Annotated in this window: 16 protein-coding genes; 5 read left to right on the forward strand and 11 right to left on the reverse strand. The window is 64.1% G+C overall.

Annotated elements, in window-relative coordinates; genetic code table 11:
* Positions 1-91 precede the first annotated feature (91 nt).
* Together AB6809_RS11800 and AB6809_RS11805 are read left to right on the forward strand one after the other, a co-directional pair.
* On the forward strand, positions 92-250 hold the full coding sequence (locus AB6809_RS11800) for a hypothetical protein (protein ID WP_307259019.1): 159 nt from the start codon (positions 92-94) through the stop codon (positions 248-250).
* A 158-nt stretch (positions 251-408) separates the two neighbouring features.
* Entirely contained in the window at positions 409-780 is a 372-nt protein-coding gene (locus AB6809_RS11805; RefSeq protein WP_029965714.1) for a YciI family protein, read from the forward strand.
* Positions 781-935: 155 nt separating this feature from the next.
* Here the strand turns inward: AB6809_RS11805 and AB6809_RS11810 are convergent, their stop codons facing one another.
* The 3 genes from AB6809_RS11810 to AB6809_RS11820 form a co-directional block, all read right to left on the reverse strand.
* The gene (locus AB6809_RS11810) at positions 936-2,009 is read right to left on the reverse strand and encodes a porin (protein ID WP_029965715.1); all 1,074 of its coding nucleotides are present in this window, start codon (positions 2,007-2,009) and stop codon (positions 936-938) included.
* A gap of 186 nt (positions 2,010-2,195) precedes the next feature.
* Positions 2,196-3,638 carry an MFS transporter gene (locus AB6809_RS11815; protein ID WP_029965716.1) on the reverse strand — a complete coding sequence of 481 codons (1,443 nt, stop codon included), beginning with the start codon at positions 3,636-3,638 and terminating at the stop codon, positions 2,196-2,198.
* 240 nt (positions 3,639-3,878) lie between these two features.
* On the reverse strand, positions 3,879-4,802 hold the full coding sequence (locus tag AB6809_RS11820) for a dihydrodipicolinate synthase family protein (RefSeq protein ID WP_029965717.1): 924 nt from the start codon (positions 4,800-4,802) through the stop codon (positions 3,879-3,881).
* Between the two features lie 182 nt (positions 4,803-4,984).
* Here AB6809_RS11820 and AB6809_RS11825 point away from each other — a divergent pair, with 182 nt between their 5' ends.
* Positions 4,985-5,929, forward strand: a complete 945-nt coding sequence (locus AB6809_RS11825) for a LysR family transcriptional regulator (protein WP_029965719.1) — start codon at positions 4,985-4,987, stop codon at positions 5,927-5,929.
* Between the two features lie 44 nt (positions 5,930-5,973).
* Here the strand turns inward: AB6809_RS11825 and AB6809_RS11830 are convergent, their stop codons facing one another.
* The 6 genes from AB6809_RS11830 to AB6809_RS11855 form a co-directional block, all read right to left on the reverse strand.
* A complete protein-coding gene (locus AB6809_RS11830) occupies positions 5,974-6,822 on the reverse strand; it encodes an oxaloacetate decarboxylase (protein ID WP_029965721.1) in 849 nt (282 codons plus the stop codon).
* A 138-nt stretch (positions 6,823-6,960) separates the two neighbouring features.
* Positions 6,961-7,386: an OsmC family protein gene (locus AB6809_RS11835; RefSeq protein ID WP_029965723.1), complete on the reverse strand. Its 426-nt coding sequence runs from the start codon at positions 7,384-7,386 to the stop codon at positions 6,961-6,963.
* Between the two features lie 248 nt (positions 7,387-7,634).
* Positions 7,635-8,189 (reverse strand): carboxymuconolactone decarboxylase family protein, encoded by a 555-nt coding sequence (locus tag AB6809_RS11840; protein ID WP_006046909.1) that lies wholly within the window; start codon positions 8,187-8,189, stop codon positions 7,635-7,637.
* 57 nt (positions 8,190-8,246) lie between these two features.
* Entirely contained in the window at positions 8,247-9,575 is a 1,329-nt protein-coding gene (locus AB6809_RS11845; protein ID WP_029965726.1) for an aspartate aminotransferase family protein, read from the reverse strand.
* 5 nt (positions 9,576-9,580) lie between these two features.
* On the reverse strand, positions 9,581-10,654 hold the full coding sequence (locus AB6809_RS11850) for a C45 family autoproteolytic acyltransferase/hydolase (RefSeq protein WP_371026727.1): 1,074 nt from the start codon (positions 10,652-10,654) through the stop codon (positions 9,581-9,583).
* A gap of 109 nt (positions 10,655-10,763) precedes the next feature.
* Positions 10,764-11,618: a MurR/RpiR family transcriptional regulator gene (locus AB6809_RS11855; protein ID WP_006046906.1), complete on the reverse strand. Its 855-nt coding sequence runs from the start codon at positions 11,616-11,618 to the stop codon at positions 10,764-10,766.
* 178 nt (positions 11,619-11,796) lie between these two features.
* Between AB6809_RS11855 and AB6809_RS11860 the strand changes: the two genes are divergently transcribed.
* Positions 11,797-13,365: a sensor domain-containing diguanylate cyclase gene (locus AB6809_RS11860; RefSeq protein WP_029965732.1), complete on the forward strand. Its 1,569-nt coding sequence runs from the start codon at positions 11,797-11,799 to the stop codon at positions 13,363-13,365.
* Positions 13,366-13,803: 438 nt separating this feature from the next.
* Here the strand turns inward: AB6809_RS11860 and AB6809_RS11865 are convergent, their stop codons facing one another.
* A complete protein-coding gene (locus AB6809_RS11865) occupies positions 13,804-14,061 on the reverse strand; it encodes a hypothetical protein (RefSeq protein ID WP_029965734.1) in 258 nt (85 codons plus the stop codon).
* A 270-nt stretch (positions 14,062-14,331) separates the two neighbouring features.
* Between AB6809_RS11865 and AB6809_RS11870 the strand changes: the two genes are divergently transcribed.
* A complete protein-coding gene (locus AB6809_RS11870; protein ID WP_081652968.1) occupies positions 14,332-14,640 on the forward strand; it encodes a hypothetical protein in 309 nt (102 codons plus the stop codon).
* Between the two features lie 101 nt (positions 14,641-14,741).
* On the opposite strand, the gene AB6809_RS11875 is transcribed toward AB6809_RS11870, so the two are convergent.
* Complete coding sequence (locus tag AB6809_RS11875) at positions 14,742-17,024, reverse strand: amylo-alpha-1,6-glucosidase (protein ID WP_029965737.1); 2,283 nt, start codon at positions 17,022-17,024, stop codon at positions 14,742-14,744.
* Positions 17,025-17,185: the final 161 nt, after the last annotated feature.

The following is a 17,185-nucleotide window of genomic DNA, read 5'->3' on the forward strand; positions in this document are numbered from 1 at the left end:
ATAGACATAACCTGAGTACTTAACTAACAGCAAACTTTCAGCGTTTTGCGACGTCATTCCCTGACTTTGCGCCGGATTTGACGAACTGCATATGGGCACGACAGCCACACTGGATTGCTACGAGTCGGACGACGGGAAGACGTCGTGGCGGCTGTATGAAGAGCTGTTCGAGTCGGGCGCGGTCTATCTCGAAGTCACGGGCGTCGCGGTCGCCTCGAACTCACCGCGCAGGCGCAGACCCGCCTCGTGATGCGCCTGCCACTCGACATGGCCAAGCGTCTGGCGACCGCGAACGTTATGACCCGAAGCGGCGACGTTGGCAGGACCTGCCACAAAATTTTCCGAAAACATTGTCGATTCCCGACCATCAGCTTCGTCGTCAGTACATACCCACTCAAAGGATCTCCTATGAAATACCTCGGATTGGCCTACTTCACCCCCGAAAGGTTTGCCGCGATGCCACCGGACGACGTCAAGGAACTGGTGAGCCGATGCCCCGCGTTGGACGAGAAGATGCGTGCTACCGGCAAGGTTCTGATTTCCGCGTCGCTTGGCGATCTGGACGGCTGGAGGACACTTCGCCCGCGCAGTGGCAAAACGCAAGTGACCGATGGACCGTACACCGAGTCGAAGGAAGTCGTGGGCGGCCTGTTTATCATCGAAGCAGATAGCCTTGACGAGGCGTTGCGCATCGCGTCCATGCACCCGGCCGCCACTCTGGGCGAGGAAGGCGGATGGGCCGTTGAACTTATCCCCATGGATTTCTACCTGGCTCGATAGCGGCCGCAGCGCCTGTCTCAAGAATAGTGGGCGCCTTTCTCCACAAACACCTTCCAGGCTTCGTCGTTTCTGCCCCGCAGTGCGCGTTCCCTATCGGACCGGGAGGAATGGCGCGCGCTGGGTCCCATCAAGCAGGTAATGCGGACCAGGTCAGGTTAGAAGGTATGACGAACGCCGACCGCAAAAGTATTGCCAGTGGGGTGCGCGCTCAGCTTGTCGTAAGAGTAGATCGCGTAGATGTCCGTCCGTTTGGACAGGACGTGGTCGTAACCAAGAGACGCCGTGTTGCGAAGGCTGTTGGTCGCAGCCGTACGCCCGGATCGTTGCGTGCGTGCCCACTCGGCAAGCAGGAAATCAGCAGGTGAAAAGGGAATCGACAAACCGGCCTCGTACGTGTGGCTACCAGTAGGTGTACTCACGTCGCTGGTCATCGCCCACGCCCCAAACAGCGTCACGACCTTGAAGTCGTACGCTGCACCCGCGAGATAGGCGTACTGCGCGCCCACCGGCCCCGCCGCGGTGTACCGTACGCGTTGGCCGGACAGTACTGCCGTGAGGCCGTGTCCCTGATAATTCAGGTGAACACCGACATTACCGATGCCAGGCGAACCCGCGACGCCACCGAGACCGTAGATTACGGTCGCGCCGAAGCCTCTGTAGTTTGGCGTCGTGTATTTGGCCGTGTTATTCCACACCGTATCTCCGATGATCGTGCCGCCATAGTTCGTCACGAATGTCTGCAGCACCAGCGGAGAAAAGACGGTCGACGATCCGAACGGATTGACCATCGATTCTGCGGTATACGTCGGATTTCTTTGCCGTCCGAAGGTCAACTGGCCGAAGTCGCCCTTGAAGCCCACATACGCATTGCGTGACCAGAACGGGTCCGCCGCGCTGCGACCCTGCGCGCCGTTTTGCGGTTGGAAAAAACTCTCAAGGGCAAAGATGGCGCTGACACCGCCGCCAAGGTCTTCCTTGCCGCTGATTCCCCAGAACGAAGTGGTAAGTCCGCCGCTTCCCATCAGCGCAGTAGATTGCGGCGTGTCGCTACGCTTGACGCTTCCGACGTAGGTCCCCACGATCCCATAAAGCTGGACCTGTGAGCCGCTATCTGCCCGTGCGTCGACAGGAGTGAATGCCAGACCGGAGCAGAAAATCGCCGTCACTCCAAGCGTACCGGCAACTTTCCGCGCTTGAAGGCGGACCATGACCCGTTGTGCCTTTTTCATTTCGGTTGTCTCCATTCATTGTTTTATGAGCGACCTTTTCCACGGTCGTCCTCTCAGTACTACTGATGGACCACCATGAATCCGTAGCGCTTGTTGCAAGCACGTCGCTGAAGCTAACGGTGTGACGAGCGAGGAAGCTCCTTCCCTTGAGTCATCTCAGGAAGGAGCCGTCAGCAGTGCAGTTGGCTACGGGGAAATCTCTTCGAGCGCGCGATTGGTCGTCTCCACCATTCGGCCGGCGACGAGGAAGCCCACTGCACTGACCACGGCAAACATAATGAATACCGCCGCGATGCCTTTCCCTGTCAATACGACGCCGACAATCGCTGGCGCAGCGGCAGACGCTGCTCGCAGCCAGGAAGTAGCGAGACCCGTGCCGATCGCGCGCATCCGGGTCGGGTAGATTTCAGGCGTGTACAGGTATAAAAGAACCGTTGTAGTTGCCATCACCGCGTAGGCCGACGATCCCAGCAGCATCACCGACCATGCGCTGCCAGCGCCATGAATGCCGAGAACGGCGAGCAGAATTCCGCTGATGACAAAGCAGGCCATTGCCCAGCGGCGGCGCCCCACTCGATCGATCAGCAACGCGCACGCGAGCACCCCGCACGTACTCAGGACATTCGAGATCGACGCCATGTGAAGCGACTCTTGCAGCGGCAGATGGTAGACCGTCCTGTAGAGGCTCGGCAGCCAGTTGTTGATGCCGTTCGCCACGAAATAAGAACTCGCCCAGAGCAACCATACGACGACAGTGCGTCCCCGGTAGAACGGCGAGAAGAGTTCTTTCCACGTTCCCTTCTGCTTCGACTCGAGTCCGTTCAAAAGACCCACCACGCGCTCGTCGACCTCCGCCTTTTGCGTCCGCGTATCGAGGTTGCGCTTTCTCGTGCTGGCCTCCAGACGCTCGACGATACGTTCAGCCTTATCGAAACGTCCCCTTGAAATGAGCCAGCGCGGCGATTCTGGAAGGCGTGCAATCAGGATCGCTACGACGATGCCGGGAATTCCGCCGATCAGGAACATGTACTCCCAGCCGAAGCGCGGGACGATGAACGCACCGAGCTGCGCGGCCGCAAGGAGACCCAACGGAAAAATGAGTTCGTAAAGGATGAAGAACCGTCCTCGGCCATGCGCCTGGGACAGTTCGTTAATGTACGTTGCGGCCACGGGCACTTCTCCGCCCACTCCGATACCTTGCAGAAAGCGCATCAAAAAGAGCATATGAAGGCTGCCGGTGAAGGCGCACACGACGCTCATTACCGACATGACACCCACCGTTACTGTGGCGCTCGGCACCCGTCCAATACGTTCGGCAAGCCAACCGAAAACCAACGCTCCTACGACTTGCCCGAGATAACCGGCGGCGATCAGCACACCGATCTGGCGGGCAGAAAGATGCCAAAGACCGACCAGGACGGGAAGCACGAAGGCAAGCGAAAGCGCGTCGAATGCGTCAAAGAGCGTCGCGCTGCCCATGACGATACGTGCCCTCGTGTGCCACTTGCAGAACGGCACGTTCTCGATGCGGAACAGCAGATTCGCCGCACGCAATTGCTCGCTCATGGGACGCGTTTCGCTCTGCGTGTGGCTAACGGCGTCGCTATAAGCGGTCGAAGGGGTGTTCATGCTGTCTCCTGGAAAGGTGCATTTTATGGGCCCTCGATTTTCTTCTTGTCTTGAAGCACCGATTCGCGTTTCTTCGTTATCGTGTCGCGACGTCGGAGCTTTCTGGTCGTTTGCCGATCCTGTTATGGGCGACGCGCGAAACGAGGTTTCGCGTGCCGCCGTTACTGCTCAACGCTGACAGCGAAGCAAGAAGGCGCTTCGCTATCGTCATAACGGCTGCTGGTTCGCCGCTTCCTCCTGTCAGTCCACGAGGCCCGCCGACCGAAGCGCGTCTGCGATCTCAACGTCCGCGCCTTCCGCGAGCGGCAGCAACGGCGAGCGCACCGTGGCGTGCTCGAGGATGCCGCGGGCCACGAGGCCGTGCTTGAGTGCAACGGTGCCTTCCATATGCGAGCCACGGTGGTACACATTGCGCGTCACGGGCAGCAGCCGATCATGGATCGCGCGAGCCGCCCTGTAGTCTTTCGCCTTGCCTGCCTTGATCAGTTCGATGAGCGGCTCGGGGGCCAGGCTGCCGTAGCCGACGAGCGCACCGTCGACGTCAAACATCGTGTGGAGCAGATACTCGTCGTGGCAGGTCAGGATTTGCAGTTCCGGCCGCTCGCGACGGATGATCGGAATTTCAACGTCCCAGCGACGCATATTGCGCACGCCGTTTTTCATCGCAAAGACGCCAGGTTGCGCGGCGATCTCCAACTGCGTTTCGAGGTTGTAGGTCGCCTTGGTGGCGTCCGGGTACTGGAACAGGATGAGCGGCAGGCCGCTGCCTTCGTGGATGGCGCGGTAGCGGTCTTGCGGGGCGCCCTTCTGGTAACCAAAGCGCAGCCAGCCGTGCGACGGATACACGAGACCGGCCGACGCGCCCGCCTCGACCGCGCGCTTCGCCTCTTCGACGGCCACTTCGGTGCCTTCCAGCGTGATGCCGGCGATGACCGGGATCTTGCCGTCAACGGATTTCACGAAGCTCCGGATAACCTCGGCCTGTTCTTTCTGCGTGAGGAACGTGCCTTCGCCTGCGTGACCGAGAACCGTCAAACCTTTTACGCCTTCGATGCTGCCAAGCCAGGCGCCCAGCCGTTGAATTGCTGCGTGGTCCACCGCTCCATCGCGGGTGAAGGGCGTAACGGGTGCCGGGACCAAACCGCGCAGATCGATCGCTTTCATGACGTCTCCAAATGTGAGCTTTTCCGCTCCTCTTTCGCAGAGGAGAGCCCGCTGCTCGTGTCGCCTCAAGCTGGAACAACGGTGCATGCGTTGCAGTGTAGGGACGGCCGACTCATGCGAGAACTGCCTAGGGATACATTTCAGCTATACTGATTTGACATATCCGATTGGGAACCTGAGCGGTGGACTACGCGGCCTGGAAGCTATTTATCGACGCGGCAGAACTCGGGAGCCTGAGCAAGGTTGCCGTGGCTTACGGGACCAGTCAGCCGCATATCAGCCGTCAGATTGTCGAGCTCGAGCAGTACTGCGGCGGCCGTTTGTTTCAGCGCACCGGGCGAGGCGTGGTAATGACCGAGCTGGGCGCGCGTATTGCCCCGCGCGTGAGGACGTGGCTTGCCAGTACGGAACAGTTGTCCAACGACATCCGCAGTACGGCGGGAGAGCCAATCGGGGTGGTCAGACTCGGGATTTTGCCGTCCACCGCTCATCCCCTTGTCAGCACGCTTTACCATCGCCTTCGAGAGCGTTATCCGCTAGTGCAATTACAGGTGCGCGAAGGTCAAGGTGCGTTGCTGGAAACCTGGCTGGAACAAGGCAGTGTCGATCTCGCCATCCTTTTTCGAAACAGCCCGACGCCGAGAAACGGTGACGAGTATCTCGTTGAGGCGGCGACCTACCTGGTCGGCGCGGAAGGCGATCCGTTGACCAAAGACTCCACGGTCGAGTTTTCCAGGCTCGACGGGATTCCTCTGGTGTTTTTCTGCCGCCCCAATAGCTGGCGCGACCGGCTCGAGCAACTTGCTGGTGAACGCCGGGTGTCCCTTAACTTCGCGGCAGAAGCTGACTCTTTGAGCCTGCAGGGACACATGGTGGCCGATGGCGGCATCTACGCGTTGCTCGGACCTTACGCCATCGCCAACCTGCAAAAGGAATGCCGGCTGCAGGCGTCGATGGTGGTTGAGCCGGCCGTGCCGCGCTTTATCGCGCTAGCTATGTCGCCCCATGGCGAACTGACGCTGGCTTGCCGCACGGTCATGCAGCTCACCAGGGAAATCGCACGCTCGCGCAACCTCTCCTCGGAGTTCCAGCAGGGTGTATCCGCGGCCTTCGTGCGACCCATCTGAGGGCGACCAGGGCACTGGATGAGTTGGTGATGCTACGCGTGCCTTCACCCCGGCGTCGGCCACTTTCGCTCGGCCGTTGCGAAGGACTCGTTGAGTTCATTGCCGCTCGCCGCGTCCTTCGTGTAATTGAACGTGCCCTCGTCGCGAATCTCATGCGCGGCGCGCAAGAAGGCGCCGAGCGCCGCGCGCGCCAGCGAGCCGCCGACGCTCACGCGGCGCACGCCCATCGAGTGCAATTCATCGACGCTGAGCAGCACGCCTTGCAAGCCCATCAACACGTTGACGGGACGTTCCAGTGCGTTCACCACGGCAGCGATTTCCTCGCGCGTCTTGAGCCCCGGCGCATACAGCACGTCGGCGCCCGCTTCCTGATAGGCGAGCAGGCGGCGGATCGTGTCGTCGAGGTCCGGGCGCCCGCACAGGTAGTTCTCGGCGCGCGCCGTCAGCGTGAAGGGAAACGGCTGCGCGCGGGCGGCTTCCACCGCGGCGCGCACGCGCTCGACGGCGGCCTCGAATGGATAGATGGGTTCGTCGGCGCGGCCGGTGGCGTCTTCGATCGAGCCGCCGACCACGCCCGCCTGCGCCGCAAGGTGGATGGTCTTCGCGCACTCCTCGGGCGCGTCGCCGAAGCCGTTCTCCAGATCGGCGCTGACGGGCAGATCGGTGGCGTGCGCGATTTCGGCGAGGTGCACCATCATCTGCGCGCGGCCTACTGCGTTATCCGGCAAGCCGCGCGAAAACGCGTAGCCGGCGCTGCTGGTGGCGAGCGCCTTGAAGCCGGCCAGCGCGAGCAGCCGCGCCGAGCCGATGTCCCACGGGTTAGGAATGACGAACGCTTCTTGCGCTGCGTGCAGCGCCTGGAATTGCGCCGCTTTTTCGGCCTGGTTTTTCATCGCGGATGCCATTGAGAAGCGCCGCGCCGGCGCAAGATGCCGGCACTGCGGCGCGGGTTGCCGGGAAGTTTTGAAGCGCGGCGAGGCGATGCAATGCGCGCCGGCATCGCTCGCCGCTAACCGCGTGCCGAGGTCCGCTCAGGTTTCGAGCTTCGCGTCCATCGTGATGGTCGCGTTTAGCACCTTCGACACGGGACAGCCCGCCTTTGCGTCCGCGGTGGCTTTGTCGAACGCAGCCTTGTCGCCGCCGGGAATTTTCACCGCGACGTCCAGATGCACGGCGGTGATCGTGAAGCCGCCGCCGTCCTTGTCGAGCGAGACGGTTGCGGTCGTGCCGATACGTTCCGGCGTGATGCCCGCCTTGCCCAGTTCCGCCGACAACGCCATCGAGAAGCAGCCCGCATGCGCGGCCGCGATCAGCTCTTCCGGATTCGTGCCGATGCCGTCCGCGAAGCGCGTGGAAAACGAATATTGAGTCTCCTTGAGGACGCCGCTGTCGGTGGAAATGGAGCCCTTGCCGTCTTGCAGACCGCCTTGCCAGACTGCTGATGCCTTGCGCTTCATCGTTCTCTCCTGTTTGTGCCCTGCTTCGCACGCTGCACGACTGATCGCGAGTACCGCCGCGGCGGTCCAGCCCGAGGTTTCCGCGGCTTGAGGCGTCGGTCGCGAGTGCGGCGCTGCGTGACGGGCGCGGACGTGGACCGACCTTCATCATAGGCGGTTCCGTGTGCCAATGCCGTGAAGGTGTCCATGCGCGCGCGACGGCCTGGCGCGATACGGCCGCCAAGCCGTCCCGCTGCCGACGAAAAAAACTATTCGGCGAACGGCAGACTCTGTTGCCCGTTGGCGCGCATGTCGAACACGTTGAGCGTCATCGCGACGAGCGCATAGTAGCCGAGAAGCCCGACGAGATTGATCACGACCTCATGCCCGAAGCGCGCGAGCGCCCTCGCATACGTCGCGTCGGACACGCGCTTCGTGTCGTACAGTTCGCTTGCGAAGTCGTAGATAAGCGCGTCGTCCGCGTCTTCGAAGTCGGGCTGCAGTCCGTTGCGGATCGCTTCCGCGTCGGCTTCGCGCACGCCCGCTTCGAGCGCAATCGGATAGTGGATGTACCACTCGGCCTGCGCCTGCCAGCGCGCCGCCGTCACGAGAATCGCGAGTTCGGACAGACGCAGCGGCAAGCCCGTGCGATAGCGGCAGAACGCGCCCAGGCGCTGCGCCTGCTGCGCGAGTTCCGGGCTATGAATCCAGCCGAGAAACGGTCCGTTCAGGTTGCCGCGCGGCCCGGACAAAATCTCGTCGAGAACGGCCTTTTGTTCGGGCGTCGCATCGGATAGCTGGAAGGCGGGCAGGCGCTCGGTCATGGTGGTCTTTCTCTCTCTGGTGAAAATGAAGGCAATCGCAGCGGGCGTGGCCTGCGCTCAGATCGCGGCCAGCGCGCCGTCGATCGCATCGGCGAGGCGGCTCACGATTTCGTCGATGTCGCGCGCGGTGCAGATAAACGGCGGCGCGAGCAGCACATGATCGCCGATCTTGCCGTCGACCGTGCCGCCCATCGGATACACCATCAAGCCGCGCGCGAATGCTTCGCGGCGAATCGCGGCATGCAGCTTCAGGCTTGCGTCGAAAGGCGCCTTGGTTTCGCGGTCGCTGACCAGTTCGACGCCGACGAAAAGTCCGCGCCCACGCACGTCGCCGATATGCGGATGCTTCGCATAGTGCTCGCGCAACAGCCCGCGCAATTGCTCGCCGCGCGCGAGAACGTTGGGCAAGAGCTTGTCGTCGGCGATCACGCGCTGGACTTCGAGCGCGGCGGCGCAAGCGGTCGCGTGACCGATGTACGTGTGGCCATGCTGAAAAAAGCCCGTTCCGCCGACAATAGCCCGATAGATCCGCTCGCTCACGAGCACAGCGCCGATCGGCTGATAACCGGCGCCGAGTCCCTTGGCGATGGTCAGGATGTCCGGCGCGACGCCGTCTTCCTCGCATGCGTACAGGTAGCCGGTGCGGCCCATGCCCGACATGATTTCGTCGAGAATCAGCAGCACGCCATAGCGGTCGCACACCGCGCGAATCTTGCGGAAGTACTCGCGCACCGGCGGCACCGCGCCCGCCGTCGCGCCGACCACTGTCTCCGCGACGAAAGCCGCCACCGAATCGGCGCCGAGTTCGAGAATCTTCTGCTCGAGTTCATCGGCGAGGCGCTGGGCGAATTCGATGTCGGTTTCGTCCGCGCGCTGCTCGCGATATGCGTAACACGGGCTCACGTGATGCGCTTCGATCAGCATCGGCAGGAACGGCTCGCGCCGCCACGCGTTGCCGCCAATCGCGAGCGCTCCGAGCGTGTTGCCGTGATAACTCTGCCGCCGCGCGATGAAATGACGCCGGCCCGGCTCGCCCATTTCGACGAAGTATTGCCGCGCGAGCTTCAGCGCGGCCTCGATTGCCTCCGAGCCGCCCGACACGAAATACACGTGCTCGAGACCTTGCGGCGCAGCGGCGACGAGCCGGTCCGCGAGTTCCTCGGCGGGCTGCGTCGTGAAGAACGACGTGTGCGCGTAGGGCAACTGTTGCGCCTGCCGTTTGATCGCGTCGATCACGCGCTGGTTGCTGTGGCCGAGGCACGACACGGCGGCGCCGCCCGATGCGTCGATATAGCGCTTGCCGGTGGAGTCGATGATCTCGATGCCGTCGCCGGCAACGGCAATCGGCAACGACTGCTTCGGCGAACGATGAAATACGGTGGACATGGCTTTCACTTATGAAGAATGGCGGCGCTCGATGAGGAAGCGGACTGAGGCGCCGTGCGGGGAATGAACGTGTCGAAGACGCGCTGGCCGTCGCGCACGACCTGCATCGACACGCCTGCATTGCCGATTTCGAAGAGCGCGGTGGCCAACGTGTTTTCGTCGTCGGGATCGGAGGGATCGTCGCGATAGACCGGCAAGCCCGCAGCCGCGCGATCGTGCAGCATGGCCAGCAACGCGTCTCCATTCAGCGGACCGGCCGCGGCGCGCAACAGCGCATCCACGCGAAGCTGCCTGTCGCGCGACGACTCGGTGACGATCTGCGCCTGCGTTTCGCAGCCCGCGTGAATCATATGGTTCGCGTGACCGGCGCGCGTGCCGACGCTTTGCACCGAGCAGCGCTGCGCGGTGGCCTCAACGCTGAACACGCGCGGGTCTCCGGCGCAACCGAGCGTGTGATGCAAGCCGCTCGCAGCCGGCGCAGTGCGCAGCGTGTGCAGCGCTTCGTCGAGCGAGCCGGCGTCGAGAACGGCGCGCGCCAGAATCATGCGCGGCACGCCGACCGTGGGCGTGCGAATACGCAAGTTGTTGATTGTCTGCACGAGGCCGGCGCGGTTCGCCGCGAACGTATGTCCGGGCAGCGAGCCTGGATAATAGAAGCTCACGAAGCCCGGCTTGCCGATGGGCTGCACGTCGACCAATACACAGCGTTCGCGCAGGAAAGGATCGCCGTCTTCGTTATGGGCGATGACACGTGCATCGGCTTCAATGGCGGCGAGCGTCGTGCAGCCGTCCGGCGCGTGATGAATCAGTTCGCCGCGGCAGTTCCATAGCAGGACGTCTTCGACAGGCCAGCGCAGGCCCGCCGCCATGCCTTCGAGTTCGACCAGCAACGCGGGAAAGTGGACACGGGCCGCGTCGCGCAGCGCCGCTACGAAGGACGCGCCGCGCCATCGGCTGACCGCGCGCCACGCACTGCTTTGTGCCATGTAATCGGCGAACACGGGCCTTGCCAGTTCGCCGAGGGCGTAGCCGATTTCATACGGCTCGCCTTTTATCTCCACCACCTCCAGATTTCGCATGAATCGCACCGCTCCCGCTCACTCAACAATCGGTACGCATTTATACGTTGAAACAACATTTGTTGTCAAACAGGATAAAACGGCACCACCGGTCGTCGAGGAACGGAAATCAAGGCACGTAAGCGCCCTTCGCGTGCAGCGATTGTTCGGCGATGCCGAGTTGCTCGACGGCGTCGGCGCCTTCGAGTGCGAGCAGATGCGCGACCAGCGATTCGGCGATGGCCGTGGCCGCCACGAGCGACGGAAAGAACGAGGGGCTTTCGTGCGAGAAGATCAACACCTTGTCCGCATTGAGCGCGATGGGCGACACGGCGCTGTCGGTGATCGCAATGAGCTTGCTGCCCTTTTCGAGCGCGGCTTCGGCGACGCGCGCGGCTTCGACGGAATACGGCGCGAAACTGATCACGATGGTGGCGCTGTCGCGCTCCACGGTGCGCAGTTGCATTTCCAGCGTGCCGGCCTCGCCGTTGAGCAGCGACACCGACGAGCGAAAGAACCGATAGCCGTACACGAGCCCGAAGGCGACGGAGTAGCACGAGCGGAAACCGGCGACATGAACATGCGGCGCGCGCCGCAAGAGCCGCGCCGCCTCGACGATTGCGCGGCCGTTGTGCGCCGCGGTGACTTCGAGATTGTGCTGCTGCGCGACGAGCAGATCGTTGGCGAGCGCGTCTTTCGATTTGACGAGCGAGCGCGCGCGGCTTGTCAGCGGCTCGGGCCGCGTGCGCACGCGTGCGACGAACAGGTTGCGCAATTCGTTCCAGCCAGGAAAGCCGAGCTGCTGCGAAAGACGCACGAGCGACGCCGGCTGCACCTGCGCGCGCTCGGCGACTTTGCGCATCGACGAGACCGCGACTTCGTCCGGATGATCGAGCAGGAAGCCCGCGCCCATCTGGAATTGCGGACTCAGTTCGGAGAAGCGCGCCCGGATCAGGGCGGCGAGCTGGTCGAAACTGTCTGGCATGCGATGGTCCGGCGAAGGGTTGTAGAGGCGACAACAAATGTTACCACCGGGGGGTGGGCACAGAAGCGCGGTGCCCTTCTAAACCATCCCCCTCCGGGCAATTCCCCATAAAGAACCGCCGTCGTCCGCCGATAAGACAAGGAACCTAGCTCCGCCCCGCACTGATTCGAGCGGCCTCATGGCAGTCAATCTTTCCGTTTCTGAGTCGATCCTCGCGACGCCGCCCGAACTCGGCGCAGCCGTGTGTCCGTCTATCCGCGCCCGTCTGTTGTCGACGCTTTTCGACAACCGGCGGCCGCTTGTCATGTCGATCGTCGCCAGCGCGTTCGTCGCCGCGGCGGCTTATGTGCGCCTGCATCAGCCCTGGACGATCGTCTGGCTGTTCGCCGACGTCTGGCTATTGCTAGGACGCCTGAGCATCATCCACGCTTACGTCGCGCATAGCCGCAAAGGACCGGCGAATCCGGGCCCGTGGGCCGCCGCCTACGCGCCGTTGTGCGTCGCGACGAGCCTCATGCTCGGGCTCGGGACGATGGGCTGCGTGCGCACCACCGACACCACGCTCGCAGCACTCGCCATCATGGTCGCCTCGGGCATCCTGGGCGGCGTCGCGTCGAGGAACGCCGCGGTACCGCGCCTCGCGATCGCGCAGATATGCGTGGTGTCGATACCGATCGGCGTCGGCGCGCTGCTCTCGCCGACCGATGGTTCCTGGATACTCGTGCCGCCGCTGCTTCTGTACGTCGGGGCGATGACGTCCATCGTGCGGCGCCACTACCGCGGGCTCGTCGCGCTGATGACCGCCGAGCAGAATCACGCCGAACTCGCGGCGCGTTTCGACGCCGCGCTCACGCACATGCCGCACGGTCTGTGCACGCTCGATCCCGCGGGCAAGGTGGTGATTGCGAATAGCCGCACGGCGCAGTTGTTCGGCACGAGCGTCGATATGCTCAAGCTGAGTTTGCCGCTGCCGGAGTTCATCAGCCATGCCGGTTTTGCGCAGTTCGACGACGCGCTGCGTCAGCAGTTCGTCGAACGATGCACCGCCTGGCTCCAGGAAAAACGGCGGCCGCTAGCGCTCGAATTGCGCAACGGGCGTCAACTGGAGTTGCGGCGAAATCCGGTGCCCGACGGCAGCGCGGTCGTCATCATCGAGGATGTGACGGAACGCCGCCAAAGCGAAGCCAAGGTGCTCTATCTCGCCCGCCATGATTCGCTGACGGGACTCGCGAACCGGCGCGAACTGCGCGAGTGTCTCGACCGAATCCTGTTGCGGAGTCACACGCGGCGCGAAACGCGCACGGCGGTGCTGTACCTGGATCTCGACGGCTTCAAGCAGGTCAACGATCGGCATGGCCATACCGCCGGCGACGAGGTGCTGGAGACGGTCGCGGCGCGCCTGCGCCAGACGCTGCGCCACGGCGAATTCGCGGCGCGCCTCGGCGGGGACGAGTTCGCTGTGATCGTCGAAGAGGCGACGCTGAGCGCGATTGTCGCCATCGCGCAGCGCGTGATCCGCGAAATCGCGAAACCGTATACGCTCACGACGGGCGGCACGATCAGCCTCGGCACGAGCATCGGCATTGCGCTGGCCGAGCCGCACGAACCTGTCGACAGTCTCATCCGGCGTGCCGACGAGGCGATGTACAGCGCGAAGAACGCGGGTAAAGGCACCTTTCGGATTGCTCAGAACGACGGCGAGTTGGAGACGGACGCGGATTACGACGCGAGCGTCGGCGCGGCGTAGAGCGGTGCAGCGTAGCGACGGGACGCGCGGTTTGGCGCGAGGGCTGTAGCTGCGGCGCGGCGAGATTTACGTCGTTCTGGCTCGGGCCGCTTGGTTCGGCTCGCCAGGCTCGATGCGCTTTAGTCCGCTCGAGTGCGCTCGGGTCCGCTTGGTCCGCTCGGTCCGCTCCGGTCTCGGTCCGCTTGGTCCGCTTGGTCCGCTCGGTCCGCTTCGTCCGCTTCGTCCGCTTCGTCCGCTGGTCCGCTCGGTCCGCTTGGTCCGCTTGGTCCGCTTGGTCCGCTCGGTCCGCTCCGGTCCGCTCCGGTCCGCTCCGGTCCGCTCGGTCCGCTCGGTCCGCTGATCCGCTGATCCGCTGACCCGCTTCGGTCGACTCCGTCCGCTCGGTCAACGTTCGTCCGCATGATCCGCATCAGTCCGGCTACGTCCGCCCCACCCCACCTACTTACTAGCCGCCCCCTCGGACGCCGCTGCGCCCATCGCCCCCTTCTTCTGCTTTTTCATGGGTTTGTGCGACGAGCCCATGCCGTCGGACGGCGAGGCCATCGTCCCGCTTGCATTCGGCGTCGGCATGCCGTTGCCGCCCTGTCCCGCGCCGGCGCCACCGCCGGCGTTCGTTGCCGCTCCTTCCGCGTAGACCGCGCCCGACAAACCGAGCATCAACGCCGACATCACGACGCCTTTCGTAGTCACTCGCATGATGGCCTCCTCCATTGCAATGCGCTGGTTGCAGCCCGTGTGCAACACCTGGCGCATGCAGCGACGCAATCCGCGTGCCGCCGCCCGACGCGCAAGTGGCCAAAGCCCGCCGGTCGGCGGCTCCGGGCGAGCAGGAAAAACGGCGTATTTCCCCCGGATTGACCCGCCTCGCCGCGTGCACTAACAATCCGATATGCATATCGGCGACGCTTATCCGGCGATGCCCGCCAGCGACGCCGCGCGCGAACGCCGAAGTCAGTGGAGGACGCCATGATGCTCACGAGACTTGCCGCCGTCGCAGCGTGGACCCTCGTGATTGCGGGAACGGCCTACGCGCAGGGGACGGACGCAGGCGCAGGCCGCTCGCGTTCCAACGCCGGCTCGACGGGCGGCGCGCGGCCGCAAGCGCCGCAGTCCGCAGCGCCTCCCACGCCGGCGTCCCTACCGACGACCGGCAGCACGTCGCTCTTGCCCGGCGCGGGCCTCATCATCGCTCCCGAGGACGGCGCGAGGCCGCCACGTCCCGAGGCGTCGCCGGGCACGCCTGCGAACCCGAGCGGCCTCAAAAAGCCCGACTGAGAATAGGCCAATTGGAGGCCAATCGAAGGCTTAACGAATGGCTCCATCGAGCGGACTGGCCGCCAAGCCGGATCACCGCACCGCCGCCCTCACCCGCCCCCTCACAACAACGCAACCACCCGCACGTCGCCCTGTTCCGCGGACGCCACCACCTTCTCGCCGATGCGGCGGAACGTGATCGACACTGACGCGTCGCCGACCCGCAGATCGCCCAGCTCAAGCCAGTCGATGCCCTCGGGCAGCATCGGCTGCTCGATCAACACCTCGCGGCGTTCGGCGTCGATGGTGATGCCAAGACATGCCTCGAGCATCATGAACGGCGAGCCGGCCGCCCACGCCTGCGGCAGACACGCGACCGGGTAAGCAGTCGGCGGCTCGCCGCGCCGGCGCGGGAATCCGCAGAACAGCTCCGGCAGACGCATGTCGAAATTGACCGCTGCCTGAAACAGCGCCTGCAGCAGCCGCACCGCCGCCGCCTTGCCGCCGTAGCGCGACAGGCCGCGCGCGCAGATCGCGTTGTCATGCGGCCAGACCGAGCCATTGTGATACGCCATCGGATTGAACCGCGACTGGCTCGCGGCGAGCGTGCGCACGCCCCAGCCGGTGTGAAAGAGCGTCGAGTCCAATGCGCGCACCACCGATTCGCCGCGTTCGCGCGAAGGCAAACCGAAAGCCAGCAGATGCCCCGCATTCGACGCCATCACGCGGCACAATTCGCCGTGGCCGTCGAGCGCGATGCCGTAGAAGCCCGACTCTTCCATCCAGTATTTTTCTTCGACGCACTCGCGCAGCTTTTTCGCCCGCGCCTTGTATTGCGCGGCTGCGTCGTGCATGCCGCGCAGCTTCGCGTAGTGGGCCATCGTGTCGAACGCGGCGCTCGCATACGCCTGCACTTCGACGAGCGCGATCGGGCCATCTGGGAAGCGGCCATCGGCATGGAACACCGAATCGTGGCTGTCTTTCCAGCCCTGGTTCGCGAGGCCGCCGTCCGACTCGCGCTGATAGTCGAGCAGCCCATAGCGGTTTTTGTCGCACACGCCCGCGACCCAACCCGCCGCGCGCTCGAGCGCGGGCCACAATTCGTCGATCAGACCGACGTCGCCCGTGCGCGCCGCATAGGCGCCGGCCAGCACGATGAAGAGCGGCGTGGTGTCCACGCCGCCGTAATACAGCGCGAACGGCACTTCGCCGGTGGCGGCCATTTCGCCCTTTCGCATCTCGTGCATGATCTTGCCGGGCGCGGCATCGCGAAACGGCGAGTTCTCCTGCGCCTGATGCTCGGCGAGAAAACGCAGCACGCCCGCGGCCAGTTGCGGCTGCAACCACAGCGTCTGCAACGACGTGATCACCGCATCGCGGCCGAACGGCGTGGAGAACCACGGAATGCCCGCGTACGGATACGGGCCGGTCGCAAGGTCGGTGGTCAACAGGCCAAGGTCCGCGAGCGAGCGGTCGATCCACGCATTGAAGAGCGGATTGCTCGAGCGCACGCGCGCGGTCACGCGCCGCCGCTCACGCATCACGAGGTGCGCGTCGACCAGCGCCGCGCGCACTGCCGCCCGGCCGACCCGCGGGCGCTCGGTGTCGATCTGCGACATATGCGCTTCGCTCAGCGGATGAGTCGGCGACGACACGCCCGCGCTCGGCGCATCGGGCGTCTTCGAGACCACCTGAACCGAGACCGACAGATAGATCGACACGCACGCCTGCGCCGGCAGCGTGACCGTGTAGTCGGCGCGATCCGCAAACAGCTTGTCGGGCCGCGGCGCGAAGGCGATCTGCACATTGCGCGCCACGTCGTCGAGGCCGAGATAGCCGAGCAGTACTTCGTCGTTCTCGACGCGCGCCGGCTCGATACGCCCCTGCTTCGCGCGGCTCAGGCCGCGCACCTCGAACATGTCGCGGAAGTCGCTGGCAAAGGAAATGGACAGCGGCACGACGGCGTCGCTCGTGCCGTAGTTGGTGAGTTCGATGGCTTCGTTCAGCACCGTGCCCGACAGCACGCGCACGCGCTCGACGTGGATCACGCCTTCCGGCGTGCTGGCGCCGCCGAGCGGCGGCAACGGGCGGTTCGTCAGATGCGCGGTGAACGACGTGTTGTCGCTGCTGACGCTGCCCGAGAGCAGCGACGGCGCGCGGCCGCCGAACGTCAGGCGCAGTTGCGAGAGGACGCGGGTGTCGTTGACGAAGAGGCCGTCGTCGAGGCCCGTAATATCGCCGAGAGGATCGTTGACGATGAACGTGTCGCCCGACTTCAGCACATGCTGCGTGGCGCTTGCAACGTTGAGATTTTCCGTCGGGATGAATACGCCGTCCGGCTCGGATTCGCGGTGATCGATTCCGCCCGAGTGGGACAGGCCGCCGAGGGCTTCAGGCTGCTGCATCAGGGTCGCTCCTATGGTTCGCTGCTGCGTATGCTTCGCTTGCGGTTGCCGCCGGTCGGTGCCCGTTCGTGCTCATTGGTGCCCGTTAGTGCCCGGCCGCTTCCGATTGTAGAAGCTCTCGTCTCGTCAGACGAACTTATCGCAGGCGAGTTTCGGTTTTT

Source organism: Paraburkholderia sp. RCC_158 (assembly GCF_041355255.1).
Lineage (GTDB): Bacteria > Pseudomonadota > Gammaproteobacteria > Burkholderiales > Burkholderiaceae > Paraburkholderia > Paraburkholderia graminis.

What these genes read in the sequence shown, in the direction of transcription:
- AB6809_RS11810 (WP_029965715.1), bottom strand. Translation starts at nt 2,009, where the DNA reads ATGAAAAAGGCACAACGGGTCATGGTCCGCCTTCAAGCGCGGAAAGTT.
- AB6809_RS11815 (WP_029965716.1), bottom strand. Translation starts at nt 3,638, where the DNA reads ATGAACACCCCTTCGACCGCTTATAGCGACGCCGTTAGCCACACGCAG.
- AB6809_RS11820 (WP_029965717.1), bottom strand. Translation starts at nt 4,802, where the DNA reads ATGAAAGCGATCGATCTGCGCGGTTTGGTCCCGGCACCCGTTACGCCC.
- AB6809_RS11850 (WP_371026727.1), bottom strand. Translation starts at nt 10,654, where the DNA reads ATGCGAAATCTGGAGGTGGTGGAGATAAAAGGCGAGCCGTATGAAATC.
- AB6809_RS11865 (WP_029965734.1), bottom strand. Translation starts at nt 14,061, where the DNA reads ATGCGAGTGACTACGAAAGGCGTCGTGATGTCGGCGTTGATGCTCGGT.
- AB6809_RS11855 (WP_006046906.1), bottom strand. Translation starts at nt 11,618, where the DNA reads ATGCCAGACAGTTTCGACCAGCTCGCCGCCCTGATCCGGGCGCGCTTC.
- AB6809_RS11860 (WP_029965732.1), top strand. Translation starts at nt 11,797, where the DNA reads ATGGCAGTCAATCTTTCCGTTTCTGAGTCGATCCTCGCGACGCCGCCC.
- AB6809_RS11845 (WP_029965726.1), bottom strand. Translation starts at nt 9,575, where the DNA reads ATGTCCACCGTATTTCATCGTTCGCCGAAGCAGTCGTTGCCGATTGCC.
- AB6809_RS11870 (WP_081652968.1), top strand. Translation starts at nt 14,332, where the DNA reads ATGATGCTCACGAGACTTGCCGCCGTCGCAGCGTGGACCCTCGTGATT.
- AB6809_RS11800 (WP_307259019.1), top strand. Translation starts at nt 92, where the DNA reads ATGGGCACGACAGCCACACTGGATTGCTACGAGTCGGACGACGGGAAG.
- AB6809_RS11835 (WP_029965723.1), bottom strand. Translation starts at nt 7,386, where the DNA reads ATGAAGCGCAAGGCATCAGCAGTCTGGCAAGGCGGTCTGCAAGACGGC.
- AB6809_RS11805 (WP_029965714.1), top strand. Translation starts at nt 409, where the DNA reads ATGAAATACCTCGGATTGGCCTACTTCACCCCCGAAAGGTTTGCCGCG.
- AB6809_RS11840 (WP_006046909.1), bottom strand. Translation starts at nt 8,189, where the DNA reads ATGACCGAGCGCCTGCCCGCCTTCCAGCTATCCGATGCGACGCCCGAA.
- AB6809_RS11830 (WP_029965721.1), bottom strand. Translation starts at nt 6,822, where the DNA reads ATGAAAAACCAGGCCGAAAAAGCGGCGCAATTCCAGGCGCTGCACGCA.
- AB6809_RS11875 (WP_029965737.1), bottom strand. Translation starts at nt 17,024, where the DNA reads ATGCAGCAGCCTGAAGCCCTCGGCGGCCTGTCCCACTCGGGCGGAATC.